This is a genomic window from Polaribacter sp. SA4-12, from assembly GCF_002163675.1.
GTDB lineage: Bacteria > Bacteroidota > Bacteroidia > Flavobacteriales > Flavobacteriaceae > Polaribacter.
This window is the reverse complement of sequence record NZ_CP019334.1, coordinates 431,639-445,733: the sequence shown is the minus strand read 5'-3', so window position 1 is coordinate 445,733 and position 14,095 is coordinate 431,639. Positions and strand designations below refer to the sequence as shown.

Annotated in this window: 11 protein-coding genes; 3 read left to right on the top strand and 8 right to left on the bottom strand. The window is 29.2% G+C overall.

The genetic code is table 11. The annotated features are described in order from the left end of the window. Positions 1–49: 49 nt before the first annotated feature. Positions 50–2,476 carry a phenylalanine--tRNA ligase subunit beta gene (gene pheT, locus BTO07_RS02015; RefSeq protein ID WP_087519639.1) on the bottom strand — a complete coding sequence of 809 codons (2,427 nt, stop codon included), beginning with the start codon at positions 2,474–2,476 and terminating at the stop codon, positions 50–52. Positions 2,477–2,647: 171 nt separating this feature from the next. Here pheT and BTO07_RS02010 point away from each other — a divergent pair, with 171 nt between their 5' ends. Next, positions 2,648–6,604, top strand: coding sequence for a fibronectin type III domain-containing protein (locus BTO07_RS02010; RefSeq protein ID WP_087519638.1), 3,957 nt, complete (start codon positions 2,648–2,650; stop codon positions 6,602–6,604). Between the two features lie 102 nt (positions 6,605–6,706). Here the strand turns inward: BTO07_RS02010 and BTO07_RS02005 are convergent, their stop codons facing one another. The 5 genes from BTO07_RS02005 to BTO07_RS01985 are packed head-to-tail and all read right to left on the bottom strand — an operon-like array spanning position 6,707 to position 10,717. Beyond that, the gene (locus tag BTO07_RS02005; protein ID WP_087519637.1) at positions 6,707–7,267 is read right to left on the bottom strand and encodes a phosphatase PAP2 family protein; all 561 of its coding nucleotides are present in this window, start codon (positions 7,265–7,267) and stop codon (positions 6,707–6,709) included. 1 nt (position 7,268) lies between these two features. Beyond that, positions 7,269–8,426, bottom strand: coding sequence for a peptidylprolyl isomerase (locus tag BTO07_RS02000; RefSeq protein WP_087519636.1), 1,158 nt, complete (start codon positions 8,424–8,426; stop codon positions 7,269–7,271). Between the two features lie 8 nt (positions 8,427–8,434). Continuing rightward, positions 8,435–9,163: an FKBP-type peptidyl-prolyl cis-trans isomerase gene (locus BTO07_RS01995; RefSeq protein ID WP_087519635.1), complete on the bottom strand. Its 729-nt coding sequence runs from the start codon at positions 9,161–9,163 to the stop codon at positions 8,435–8,437. Positions 9,164–9,165: 2 nt separating this feature from the next. Next, complete coding sequence (gldI, locus tag BTO07_RS01990) at positions 9,166–9,699, bottom strand: gliding motility-associated peptidyl-prolyl isomerase GldI (protein WP_087519634.1); 534 nt, start codon at positions 9,697–9,699, stop codon at positions 9,166–9,168. Further along, complete coding sequence (locus tag BTO07_RS01985) at positions 9,689–10,717, bottom strand: DHH family phosphoesterase (RefSeq protein WP_087519633.1); 1,029 nt, start codon at positions 10,715–10,717, stop codon at positions 9,689–9,691. The genes gldI and BTO07_RS01985 overlap by 11 nt, the downstream gene beginning before the upstream one ends. 101 nt (positions 10,718–10,818) lie before the next feature. Between BTO07_RS01985 and BTO07_RS01980 the strand changes: the two genes are divergently transcribed. Together BTO07_RS01980 and BTO07_RS01975 are read left to right on the top strand one after the other, a co-directional pair. Next, the gene (locus BTO07_RS01980; protein WP_087519632.1) at positions 10,819–11,238 is read left to right on the top strand and encodes a nucleoside-diphosphate kinase; all 420 of its coding nucleotides are present in this window, start codon (positions 10,819–10,821) and stop codon (positions 11,236–11,238) included. A 205-nt stretch (positions 11,239–11,443) separates the two neighbouring features. Beyond that, positions 11,444–12,472, top strand: coding sequence for a DUF4365 domain-containing protein (locus BTO07_RS01975; RefSeq protein ID WP_087519631.1), 1,029 nt, complete (start codon positions 11,444–11,446; stop codon positions 12,470–12,472). Between the two features lie 157 nt (positions 12,473–12,629). Here the strand turns inward: BTO07_RS01975 and BTO07_RS01970 are convergent, their stop codons facing one another. Then, complete coding sequence (locus BTO07_RS01970) at positions 12,630–12,926, bottom strand: DUF721 domain-containing protein (RefSeq protein ID WP_087519630.1); 297 nt, start codon at positions 12,924–12,926, stop codon at positions 12,630–12,632. Positions 12,927–12,987: 61 nt separating this feature from the next. Further along, the gene (recF, locus tag BTO07_RS01965; RefSeq protein ID WP_087519629.1) at positions 12,988–14,067 is read right to left on the bottom strand and encodes a DNA replication/repair protein RecF; all 1,080 of its coding nucleotides are present in this window, start codon (positions 14,065–14,067) and stop codon (positions 12,988–12,990) included. Positions 14,068–14,095: the final 28 nt, after the last annotated feature.

The window sequence follows — 14,095 nt, the reverse complement described above, 5'->3', positions numbered from 1 at the left end:
TCTCATAAGAGATGGTTTTTTTCATTTATTACACTAAGATAATACTTTATTATCTTAAAACAGCTTCGAAAGTTTTTTCGAAAGTTTGCTGAAGCTTCTGCATTATTTTATCTATCTGTTTGTCTGCTAAAGTTTTTGTTTCATCTTGTAATAAGAAACTTACTGCATAAGATTTTTTTCCTTCAGGTAATTTATCACCTTCATAAACATCAAATAAATCTACCTCTTTTAATAATTTTCTTTCCGTTTGAAAAGCTAAATTATAAACATCATTAAATGCTACTTTAGAATCTAACAATAAAGCTAAATCACGTTTTACAACTGGGAATTTAGGTAATTCACTTACTTTAATTTTCTTGTTTCCGACTAATTTTAAAATAGTATCCCAATTAAAATCAGCAAATAAAACTTCTTGTTTAATTCCGAATTCTTTTAGTATTGATTGTTTTACAACTCCAAACTCAACTAATTTAATTTTACCCAAACCAAGAGAAATTCCTTCAGAAAACACATCTTGTTTTGCAGGTGAAGATTTTACCTTATCAATTCCTAATCTAACTAATAGAGAAGTAATAATTCCTTTTAAGTAAAAGAAATCAGATGTTTTATTTGCAACACTCCAACTATCTTTAGTTCTGTTTCCAGTAACAAAAAGCGTTAAATGTTTATTCTCTTCGTATTTTTCACTGTATTTATGGTATGTTTTACCAAACTCATAAAACTGTAAAGAATTATTTTTTCTATTGATATTATATCCAACAGATTCTAAACCACTAAATAATAAAGATTGACGTAAAACTTTTAAATCGTTACTTAACGGGTTTAACATTTCTACATTAGCCTCTTCATTAATATCTTCTGATAACGAAGTATATTCTGGCTTAGTCAATGAATTAGCCATCGTTTCGTTAAAACCTAAAGCACTTAATTGGTCTGCAACAATATTTTCAACCTTTGTTTCTTTGTTAGAATCAAAAGAAATTGATGTATTTAATTTATGAGAAAATTCAATATTATTATAACCGTAAACTCTTAGAATTTCTTCGATAATATCCGCCTCACGCTGAACATCTGTTCTATAAGAAGGTATTGTTAATCCAAGTCCTCCGTTAGTTTCACTATTAATTTTAATTTCTAATGAAGCTAAAATATTCTTGATAGTTTCTCTTGGAATTTCTTGACCAATTAACCTATTTGCGTTTTCATAAGAGAAAAACACTTGAAAATCTTCAATTTTCTCAGGATAAAAATCAGAAATATCAGAAGCTAATTTACCTCCTGCATATTCTTCAATTAACAAAGCTGCTCTTTTTAAAGCATATTCTGTCATATTGATATCAATTCCACGTTCAAAACGGAAAGAAGCATCTGTATTTAAAGCATGACGTTTCGCTGTTTTTCTAACAGAAACAGGATTAAAATATGCACTTTCTAAAAAGATAGAAGTTGTATTCTCTGTAACTCCAGATTTTAAACCTCCAAAAACACCAGCAATACAAAGTGGGTTAGAATCTGCATCACAAATCATAATATCTTCTGATGATAATTCTCTTTCAACTTCATCTAAAGTGGTAAATTTAGTACCTTCTTCTAATGTTTTTACAAGAATTTTATTTCCTTTAATTTTTTGAGCATCAAAAGCATGTAAAGGCTGTCCTAATTCGTGTAACACATAATTTGTAATATCTACAATATTATTTTTAGGTGTTAAACCAATTGCTTTTAATCTATTTTGTATCCATTCTGGAGAATCTTTAACTTCTACATCAGTGATTGTAATACCACAATAACGAGGCGTTAAATCTTTATCAGCTACTTCTACATCTATACGAAGTGTTCTTTCATCAACATGAAAATTACTTGCTGAAGGAGAAATTAATTCTAATTTAATATCTTTTTGAATTAAACCTGCACGTAAATCTCTTGCAACACCAAAATGGCTCATTGCATCAGATCTATTTGGCGTTAAACCAATTTCGAAAACATAATCTGTTTCTATATTAAAAACTTTTGCAGCAGGAGTTCCTACTGTAAGTTTTTCATCTAAGACTAAAATTCCATCATGACCTTTACCTAAACCTAATTCGTCTTCAGCACAAATCATTCCAAGGCTTTCTTCACCTCTAATCTTCCCTTTTTTTATCTTAAAACCTTCACCTTTATCATCATATAAAGTAGTTCCAACTTTTGCCACTGGTACTTTTTGACCTGCTGCTACATTTGGTGCTCCACAAACAATTTGAACTGGTTCTCCTGATCCTAAATCTACTGTAGTTACTTTTAATCTATCTGCATTAGGGTGTTGTACACAAGTTAAAACTTTACCTACAACTATTCCTTTTAAGCTTCCTTTTATAGATTCTTTGGTTTCAATTCCTTCAACCTCTAAACCTAAATCGGTTAACAATTCTCCTGTTTTTATAGGTTCCCAATCTACCTGTAAAAATTGTTGTAACCAATTGTATGATATTTTCATATTTTATTTTTCCGGGTTTGTAAGCCGCAAATTTAACCATTTTTTATCTATTTTTTTAGTAAAATAGCTATTGTTAATATCTAATTAACAATTCACTTTTAAGTGATAAAATCGCATCCATTTTTTAATTATTTTGCAGTATCAACAAACAAAACCCTTAATACTTAAATTATGAAAAAATTATTACTCATTACATTGCTGATTATTTCATATTCGGCATTTTCACAAATCCCATCTTATTACAATGATGTGAATTTAACCTTAAATGGTACGACTCTTAAAGATGAGTTGGCATCAAAAATTATTAGTACTCATACTACAAACTTATCTTATACACCTGGTGTTTGGGATGCTTTAAAACAAACTGATTTAGACCCAAATGATAATACAAAAGTGTTATTAATCTACGGATATAGTGATTCAGATGGAAACTATGTAACAGATAGATCAAGAAGCAAAGATTTAAACGGTGGAACTTCTGGGACACAATGGAACAGAGAACATACGTATCCAAAATCTTTAGGAAACCCTAATTTAGGAACTTCTGGTCCTGGTGCAGATGCACATCATTTAAGAGCTTCAGACATTTCATTTAACGGACAAAGAAGTAGCAAAAGGTTTGCTGCTGGTTCTGGTAATGCAGGTGATGTTTCTGGTGGATGGTATCCTGGTGATGAATGGAAAGGAGATGTTGCTCGTATGATGATGTATATGTATTTAAGATACGGAAATCAATGTTTACCAAATGGTGTTGGAATTGGTTCTACAACTGCTGCTGATGCAAATATGATAACTTTATTTTTAGATTGGAATGCAGAAGATCCTGTTTCTAATTTCGAAATGCAACGTAATCCTATTCTAGAAGGTATTCAAGGAAATAGAAATCCTTTTATAGATAATCCTGCTTTTGCAACTCAAATTTGGGGAGGTAAACAAGCTGAGGATAAATTTGGAAATGGTTCTGGAACAATTGATACTGAAGCACCTACAACTCCAACAAATTTAGTAGCTTCTAATACTACTCAAAACTCTGTTAACCTATCTTGGAATGCATCAACAGACAATACTGCTGTTAGTGGTTATAGTATTTTTAACGGAACAACTCAAGTTGGTACAACATCTAATACAAATTATACTGTTACAGGATTAACTGCTGGAACTTCTTATTCTTTTTCTGTAAAAGCATTTGATTCCGCTTCAAATACTTCTTCTAATAGTAATACAGTTTCCGTAACAACAACTTCTGGAGGAACAGGAAACGGAACTACAACAGAACTATTAATTTCTGAATACATAGAAGGTTCTTCAAATAATAAAGCATTAGAAATCGCAAACTTTACAGGTGCTTCTGTAGATTTATCATCGTATTCTCTAAAAAAAGCTACAAACGGTGGTGGTTCTTTTTCTAGTACTTTAACATTAAGTGGGACTTTAGCAAACGGACAAGTTTTTGTTATTGCACACAGTAGCGCAACTTCTACTATTTTAAACATTGCTAATTTAACAGATAGTTCAGTGATGTCTTTTAACGGAAATGATGCTATTGGTTTATTTAAAAATGATGCTCTAATTGATTTAATTGGTAATGCTTCAAGCAGTGCTAATTTTGCTCAAAATGTAACTTTACAAAGAAAATCATCAGTTACAAATCCAAACGCATCTTATACAGTTGCAGAATGGAATTCTTTAGCTACAGATACATTTAGTGGTTTAGGAAATCATTCTATAGATGGAGGATCTACAAGTGATACCACTCCTCCTACTTCTCCAACGAATTTAGTAGCTTCTAATATTACTCAAACAACATTAAATTTAAATTGGTCTGCATCAACAGATGATACAGCAGTTACAGGTTATGATGTTTATCAAAACGGAACAAAAATAACAACTGTTACAAGTAACTCATATTCAGTAACGGGTTTATCAGAAGATACTTCATATAACTTTTCTGTTACTGCTTTTGATGCTGCAGCAAATATTTCATCAGCAAGTAATACTGTTTTTATAACAACATTACCAGTTCCTGATACTACTGCACCAACTGCTCCAACGAGTTTAACTTCATCTAATAGTTCGCAAACTTCAGTAGATTTAAATTGGAATGCTTCAACAGATAATGTTGCTGTTACTGGTTATGAAGTTTATCAAAATACAATACTTATTGCATCCGTTTCTTCAACAAATTATTCTGTTTCAGGCTTAACTTCAGAAACATCTTATAACTTTTCAGTAAAAGCAAAAGATGCTGCAGGAAACATTTCTAATGAAAGTAATATTGTAATTGTTACTACAGAATCTGCTCCAACAAACGGAACAACATCAGAGTTATTAATTTCTGAATATGTTGAAGGTTCATCAAACAATAAAGCTTTAGAAATTGCAAACTTTACAGGAAATACAGTAGATTTATCTTCTTATTCTTTAAAGAAAGCTACAAATGGTTCTGGATCTTTTTCTAGTGTTCTTAATTTAAGTGGAAATTTAGCAAACGGACAAGTATTTGTTATAGCAAACAGTAGCGCAACTTCTACTATTTTAAATATTGCAAATTTAACAGATAGTTCAGTGATGTCTTTTAACGGAAATGACGCTGTTGGTTTATTTAAAAATGATGTTTTAATAGATTTAATTGGTAATGCTTCAAGTAGTGCTAATTTTGCTCAAAATGTAACATTACAAAGAAAATCATCTATTACTAATCCGAATTCTTCTTATACTATTTCTGAATGGAATTCATTAGCACAAGATACTTTTAGTGGACTTGGAAATCATATTATTGACGGTGGCACAACATCAGACACAACTGCACCTTCTGCTCCAACAAATTTAATTGCTTCTAATATTACTGAAACTTCAGTTAATTTAGCTTGGTCACTTTCTACTGACGATACAGCTGTTAATGGTTATGATGTTTATAATGGAATAAATTTAATTGGTAGTACTGTTAACAATAACTATAGTGTAACTAATTTACAAGTTGCAACGTCATATAGTTTTTCTGTTTTTGCAAAAGATGAAGCTGGTAATATATCAACTTCTAGTAATAATGTAAATGTTACAACAGTAGATTTAACAAACCCTTCTGTTCCTAATGGAATAGTTGCAACTAACATTACACAAACCTCTTTAGATTTAACTTGGGCTGCATCAACTGATAACGTTGCTGTTATTAGTTATGATGTTTTAAATGGAGCTTCAATAATTGGTACTGTTTCAAATACTAGTTTTTCAGTGATAGGTTTAACAGAAAATACTATATATAATTTTTCTATTGTAGCAAAAGATGCTGCAGGAAATACTGCTGAAAGCAATTCAGTTTCTGTTTCAACTTTAGCACAACCAACAAATACATCAACAATAATTTCTGAATCTTATTTTGAATCTGGTTGGGATAATTGGACAGATGGAGGAAGTGATTGTTATCGCTATTCTGGTTCTCGTTCTTTTGAAGGAAACAGTTCAATCAGAATTAGAGATAACTCAGGTACAGTTTCTGCAATGACATCAGAAAGTTATGATTTATCTTCTTATGATACTGTAGAAGTTGAATTTCAATTCTATTCTTATAGTATGGAAAACAATGAAGACTTCTGGTTGCGTTATTATAATGGAAGTTCTTGGACAACTGTTGCAACGTATGCAAGAGGTACTGATTTTGAAAACAATAACTTTTATTCTGCCATTGTAATTTTAGATGCATCAAACTATAACTTGGTAAATAATGCACAGTTTAGATTCCAAAATGATGCAAGTGCAAATGCAGATCATATTTATATTGATCAAGTAATTATCACTGGTAAAACTGGTACTAGTTCTGCAAAATCTTCTAAAAAAACAGCTACTAATTCTACAACTTTTATTAAAAGTTTAGATACTACAGCATTTAGTTTTGAAGATGATTTTATGTTATATCCAAATCCTGTTTCTGGAAATTTTGTAAACATTAGAATAGAAAATACAGATTCTGAAAACATCTCTTTTTCAATCAGTAATACTTTAGGTCAGATTGTTAAGCAAGGAAAACTTACTAATAATACGATTAAAGTAAATTCTTTAACGAAAGGAATTTATATCATCGAAATTAATGATGGTGAAGAAAAAATGATTAAAAAGTTCGTAAAAAAATAATCATACTCTTAATTTTATAAATAAAAAGCTCCATCTTATTCAGATGGAGCTTTATTATTTATAGACTTGAATGTTTTATTAATATACTAATCGATAAAAAAATTAAGTAAAAAGCTTCTTATCAATTTTCTTAAAAAAGAAATAGTAAATATTTGCGAAAGTAACACCGATTATAATTCCTACAGTAATATCAATAGGAAAATGGACACCTAAATACAACCTACTATAAGCAAAAATTAATGGCCAAAATAATATAAAATAAATATATTTATATTTATCTCTTAAAAGCAAAACAACAAAAACAGAGAAAAAAGTTGATGTTGTTGCATGACCAGACATAAAACTATAACTCTGAGGTTTAATTAGAGTTCTTAATAAATGTTTAATTGCTGGATCATTGTTAGGTCGTAAACGTTCTACAGAGTTCTTAATAAGGTTTGTAAATTGATCTGAAAATGCAACCAATAGAATCATCGATAGAATCATAACTCCACCACGTTTCCAACCAAAAGCATTAATTGTTAAGTAGAAAATAAAAATAAACAATGGACTCCAAGAAAGTTGATTGGTTATTGCCAACCAAAATGGATCCCATTGTTCACTTCCTAAAATATTTAGGAAAATTAATAGATTTTTATCACCTTGTATAATATCTTCTAACAAACTATTTACCTATTTTTAAAACTTCAATTTCAAATACTAAATCAGATTTCGCAGGGAAAGGTCCGTATTTTGCCTCACCATAACCTAAATAGTAAGGAATAAATAAACGTACCTTCTCTCCTTCTCTCATTGTTAAAACTCCTTCTTTAAAACCCGCAATCATTGGTCTTTGTTGATCATTTAACTGGCAAATAAAAGGTTTTCCATTTGAATCTGAAGTAGATTGAATCTTTTTACCATCCGCAGTATACAACGTGTAATTTATAGTTAATGGTTTCGTATCAACTATTTTTTTTCCTGAAGTTTTCTTTAACTTTAAAATTCTAAGTCCAGAAGATGTTTTTACTGCTTCTGTCTCATTCATTTTAGCTGAAAATTTTTCCTTCTCAACTAAATAATTAGCATATCTCGCTTTTTCTGTTTCTTCTTCAGCTTTTTTACGATCTTCTTCTGAAGTTGCAAACTTGCTAAATTCAGTATCAAAAACTTCGGCAGCATTAAAACTTTCTGCCTTAGCTCCTAATTTTATGATTTTTACAGACAAAATAGTATCATTTTGCACAATACTATTTACAACAGCCACTCTAGTAGAATCTATCGATTTCTTTAATTGTAAAGAATCTTTAATTTTACTTTTCAATTCTTTTAACTGAATTGAATTAATTATTGTTTTACCAAAAACTGAATGTTTACCATCTAAATGAGGAATCGGTTTATGTGTAATAAAAAACTGACTATTGTTAGTAGTAGGCCCTCCATTTGCCATAGAAAGAATACCTGCATCATTATGTCTGTACATTAAATCTCCATCTTCACTCTTTGGAAATTCATCACCAAAAACATAACCTGCGTTTTTTCTTCCTTCTGGGGTAAAACCACCACCTTGTATTACAAAATTAGGAACAACTCTATGAAAAATTACTCCTTCATAGAATTTTTTACCTTTTAAAGAATCTAACAACTGGCTATTTGTTCCTTCTGCAAGAGAAACGAAGTTAGCTACTGTCATAGGCACATTTTCTGCATACAACTCTAATAAAACCTCTCCTTTATTTGTTAAGATTTCAGCATAAACTCCGTCTTCTAAACCTTTGTACTTATCTGGTGTACAGGCTGTAAGAAAAACAACAATAACTATTAAGTATTTTAGATTCTTCATTAATTATATTATTTTTTAATTTCTAATAATTCAATTTCAAAAACTAATGTAGAAAACGGCTTAATATCAGCCCCTTTTTGTTGTGCTCCATAAGCTAATGCTTGAGGAATAAAAAATTTGTATTTAGAACCTACATGCATTAATTGCACACCTTCTGTCCAACCTTTAATTACTTGGTTTAAACCAAATTCTGTAGGAGTTCCTCTATCTACAGAACTATCAAAAACTTTACCTTCTAAATTAGTACCATGATAATGAACTTTTACTTTTGCAGTTGCATCAGCAGGTTTTTCACCATTACCTTCTTTTAAAATAATGTATTGCAAACCACTTGCAGTAGTTACAACACCTTCTTTTGTTTTATTTTCAGCTAAAAAATCTTCACCAGCTTTTTTATTTTCTCCAAATTTTGCTTCTGCATCTTTAGCTGCTTTTTCTTGCTGCTCTTTCATTTTTGAAGCTTGCTTTTTTTGGAAATAAGTTTTAATTACATTTTGCACATCTTTAGATTCTATTAATAAATTTGTAGAATCTAAACCGTTCTTAATTGCTTGTGTTAAAATATCTTTATTTACTTCATCAAAACCTTGTTTTAATTGACTTGACATAGTTAAACCAATTGCATAACTTACAGAATCTATTTCTGTTTCTAAAGATTTAACATCTGCTTTTTGGTTTCCACAAGAAAACATTGATGCAACTACTGCAATTGATAAAATACTTTTAATTACTTTCATTTTTAATTATTTATATTGATTAATGTTACTGTACTTTTTATTGATTGATTCATTCCTATTTTATTTCCATCACCAGAAATACCAAAAGCATTGTATGATGGAATGACAAATGTAATGGTTTCTCCAACTTTCATCAACTTTATTCCGGTTTGAAGCGCATTTATAAAATCTTCTTTATCTACTTTGTATTCTTTTAAACCTAATTCTTCTTTACTATAAATTACAGTTCCCTGTAAATCAGTAATATTATATTCAAAAGAAACAATATTTCCTGTTTTTGGAGTTGGATTATTTTCTTCTATTTTATTGATATATGTATACCAAAACCCATTAGGAGAAACTTGGTAGTTACTTGTAGAATCTATTTTAATAATTAATATAACTTTTTCGTCTTCAATTTTATTCAACTTTATAGATTCTTCAATCGTTTCTTTTAATATAGTTGACGATGGCTTAGGGTTAATCGGTTTTCTTGGTTCAACTTTTGAGCAACCAAAACACAAGATACTGGTAAAAATTAAAAATTTAATCTTCATAAGATACTTCTAGTTCTTTTTGATATTGTGGTAATAATGTAACAAACTCAGTTACCGTTTCCGCCATTGATAAATTAGATTTCCCTCCAGCAGCATTATCATGCCCTCCACCATTAAAATGATTTCTAGAAAACTGATTTACTGAGAAGTTTCCTTTAGAGCGGAAAGATATTTTTACAATTCCTTGTTCAATATCTTCAATAAAAATAGCAGCAAAAACGATACCCTTTAACGAAAGCGCATAATTTACAATTCCTTCTGTATCTCCTTTTTGAAAATCAAACCGTTTTTTTTCTTCTGTTGATAAAGTAATATATGCTGTATTATAAGTCGGTAAAATCTGTAAATTACTTAATGCTTGTCCTAATAATAACAATCTATTATACGAATTTGCATCATATACATTATTATGAATTTTATCATTTTCGGCACCTTTATCAATTAAAGATGCTATAATTCTATGCGTAGTACTTGTTGTAGATCTAAATCGAAAAGAACCTGTATCTGTCATAATACCTGTATACAAACAAGTAGCAATATCTGCATCTATCAAATCTAAATCATTGTTCATTTCTATGAATTGATACACCATTTGAGAAGTAGAACAAATAGTAACATCTGAATACATATATTTTACAGCATCTGGTTGTTGATGATGATCTATCATAGCAAAATCATTCGGATATTTTTCTAATGTTTTTTGCATATCATGCCCAACTCTGTGCAATGCATTAAAGTCTAATAGAAAAATAATTTCTGATGCTTTAATTGCTTTTTGAGATTGGGTATTTTGCCAATCAAAACGATATGTTGTTTTAGAACCTGGCAACCAATGTAAAAATTCTGGATATTCATTTGGTACAACAACAATTGCTTTATGACCTTTTTTATCTAAATAATGTTTTAAAGCCAATGTAGAACCCATAGCATCTCCATCAGGATTTCTATGTCCAACAACTACAATATTTCTTGGTTTTTCAAGAAAGCTTTTCAACGCTTCAAATCCTTCTAAAATCATAAGTTGCGAATATACAATTTAATTAAAAAAATTATGTAATTTCGCGGCAAATTTGTGAAACACATTCACAATAACCAATATAAAATTAAAAAGTCAATATCATGGCAACAAATAGAACATTTACAATGCTTAAACCAGATGCTGTAGAAAACGGACACACTGGTGCAATTTTAGACAAAATTAACGCTGCAGGGTTTAGAATTGTAGCTTTAAAGAAAACACAAATGACAAAAGCAGATGCTGAAACTTTTTATGCTGTGCATAATGAGCGTCCGTTTTTTGGTGAATTAGTTGAGTTCATGACAAGAGGACCAATTGTAGCTGCAATCTTAGAAAAAGAGAATGCTGTAGAAGATTTTAGAACTTTAATAGGTGCTACAAATCCTGCTGATGCTGCAGAAGGTACTATTAGAAAAATGTATGCAACTTCTATGGGAGAAAATGCAGTACATGGTTCTGATTCTGATGAAAATGCTCAAATTGAAGGTAACTTTCACTTTTCTGGTAGAGAGCAATTTTAAGGATTTAAGTAAAATATATTGTTTTAAAACTCACAACGAAAGTTGTGAGTTTTTTTGTTTTAAATTATAAAAATAGATAGACAATTTAGTTTGTTTCTAAAAGGAAAAAACTCGAACTTCGCTAACTACGAATATAAAATATTGAAACATTACATATTCGTGTTAAAGTTGTGCGCAACCCAAAAGCAAAATTGCAAATTTGAAAATGAGAAATACGAAAACAAATACAACTTCAAAAAAAGGAGTTAACTTTATTAAAACCATCACAGAGGATTCTGAATGTTTTTTTCATAAAATAGAGCAAGAAAATGATTTGGGAATTGATGCAATTATCGAATTTATAAAAGATGAAAAACCATTAAATAAAAGTATAGCAATTCAGATAAAATCTGGTTTATCTTACTATAATTCAAAAAATGGAGATTGTAGAATACAAATTGGTTCTCATCGAAGCTATTGGATAAATTATCCGCTACCTGTTTATGGAATAGTTTATGTTCCAGATTTGAACAAAGGATTTTGGATTGATATAAAAAACTATTTAGAAAACAACAAAGAAACTAATACAATTAAATTTAAAGGAAATCGAGCAAATCAATTTGATTTTGAAAACTTCAATAACATATTCATCCCTAAATTGACAAATAATATTCCAATTATTTCTTTATCCGATACTTTAGAATTGTTTGAATCTAGTGATCAAAATGAATTTACTTTGGGAAGTATTGTTCTTTTTAGAAGATATGTTAATGAACGAAAAACTTGGCAAAAATTTATTGATTACATATTTAATCCTGAAAATATAGAAATTCCATATAATTTAATTTATTACGTATCTCATATTCCTTGGCATCCAGATATTTTTTATACAGGAGAACATATAAATAATGAAATTAAAAACTTTGTATTAAAAAAAATACAGATGTTTGATAAATCTCAAGTAATTAAATTACTAAATCAAATAGATGAAGAGGATAATATTTCAAGAGGAACAATTGGTCAATCAATTGAAGCAATCATTTCTAAAGTTAACTCAAAAAGAGAAATTCTTGAAAGCATTCTAACTGATGATTATATAGATTTAAATATCAAACAACTCTGTACTTTATTGTATGGTTATTACTTTAAAAAAAACAGTCTTGAATTTCTAAATAAGATTAACAATAATGATAATTGGATAATATCTGAAACTATAGAACAAATTAATGAGTATGGTCAGATAGAATTATATTAACAGAAAAGGCAATGCAAAACAACTGGTATATTATATTGTTTGGTTCTAGCCTACTTACAAAATCCTCACGGATTTTTTTGGTCAGTAATTATTTACTAAATTTAGTACTTAAACACTCAAAAAAAAACACTAAAAACCGTTAGCGAACCCTTAAAAATTACACCAACATCAATTTAGAAATAGCGTCCTCTCCTATTTCTTCATTCATCATTTTAATAATTTTCTCTTTTCCGTAGCTTAACTCTTCACGTAAAACAGAAGAATTTAAATTAACAACCAATGTTTTGTTTTGCAGTTTTACAGAAGTTGTATGTGTAGCAACTCCTGGTCCCATCATTTTATTCCAAGTTTCTTCAGCTTTTATTTTCTGCATTCCTTTACTCAAGTTATTTTCCTTGATAAAACTCTTCATTAAATCTTCTATTGAAAAGGAATCGTTTTCTCTTTTTGACATTATTTTGGATTATTGGGATATTTATTAGCAGATTACTTCGTCATTCTTCCTCGTAATGACATTATAACTTAAAAATCTGATATTCTTTACTTCCTTGTTTTAATATATTCTCTGTTCTTTCAGAATGCGTATCTGTTATAAATATTTGTCCGAATTCATCATTATTCACCAAATCTATAATTTGAGAAACTCTATTTTCATCTAATTTATCAAAAATATCATCTAACAATAAAATAGGAATCACATTAGATTGTTGTTTAATAAACTCAAACTGCGCCAGTTTTAAAGCAATTAAATATGATTTTTGTTGACCTTGAGATCCAAACTTCTTAATAGAGTAATCTCCTATTTCAAAACTCAAATCATCTTTATGAATTCCTGATGTAGTATACTGTATAATCTTATCTTTTACTAATGAATTTTGCAATAATTCTTTTATAGAACTATCGTGTAGCTGACTTTTATACAAAAGATTAACGCGTTCTTTATCACCAGATATTATTTGATATTTCTCATTAAAAATCGGAATAAAATCTTCTAAAAAGCTTTTTCTGACTTCATAAATTCTACTTCCATATTCAGATAATTGATCATCATAAACACTTAAGTTTAAAGCATCAAAAGTTCTATTTGCAGCAAAATACTTTAACAAAGCATTTCTTTGACTTAATACTTTATTATAAGACAATAAATCTTTTAAGTAGCTTTTATTTTGTTGAGAGATTACACCATCTATAAACTTTCTTCTTGTATCACTTCCTTCTGTAACTAAATCTCTATCTGCCGGAGAAATAATAACCAAAGGTAATTGACCAATATGTTCAGAAAACTTCTCGTAGCTTTTACCATTTCTTTTTAAAACCTTCTTTTGTCCTTTTTTAAGACTGCAAACAATTTTTTCGTTTCTTTCGTTTAAAAGATAGTCACCTTCAACCATAAAAAACCCTTCTCCATGTCTAATATTCTGAACAGCGACAGAATTAAAGTAACTTTTTGTAAAAGATAAATAATAAATGGCATCTAAAATATTTGTTTTACCAACGCCATTATCACCCACAAAACAATTTATTTTCTGCTGAAAATCAAAAGATTGAGACACAATGTTCTTAAAATTAAGTAAAGAAATTTTCTGTAAATACATGAATAGAATTTGATATTGAAAAGGTTTT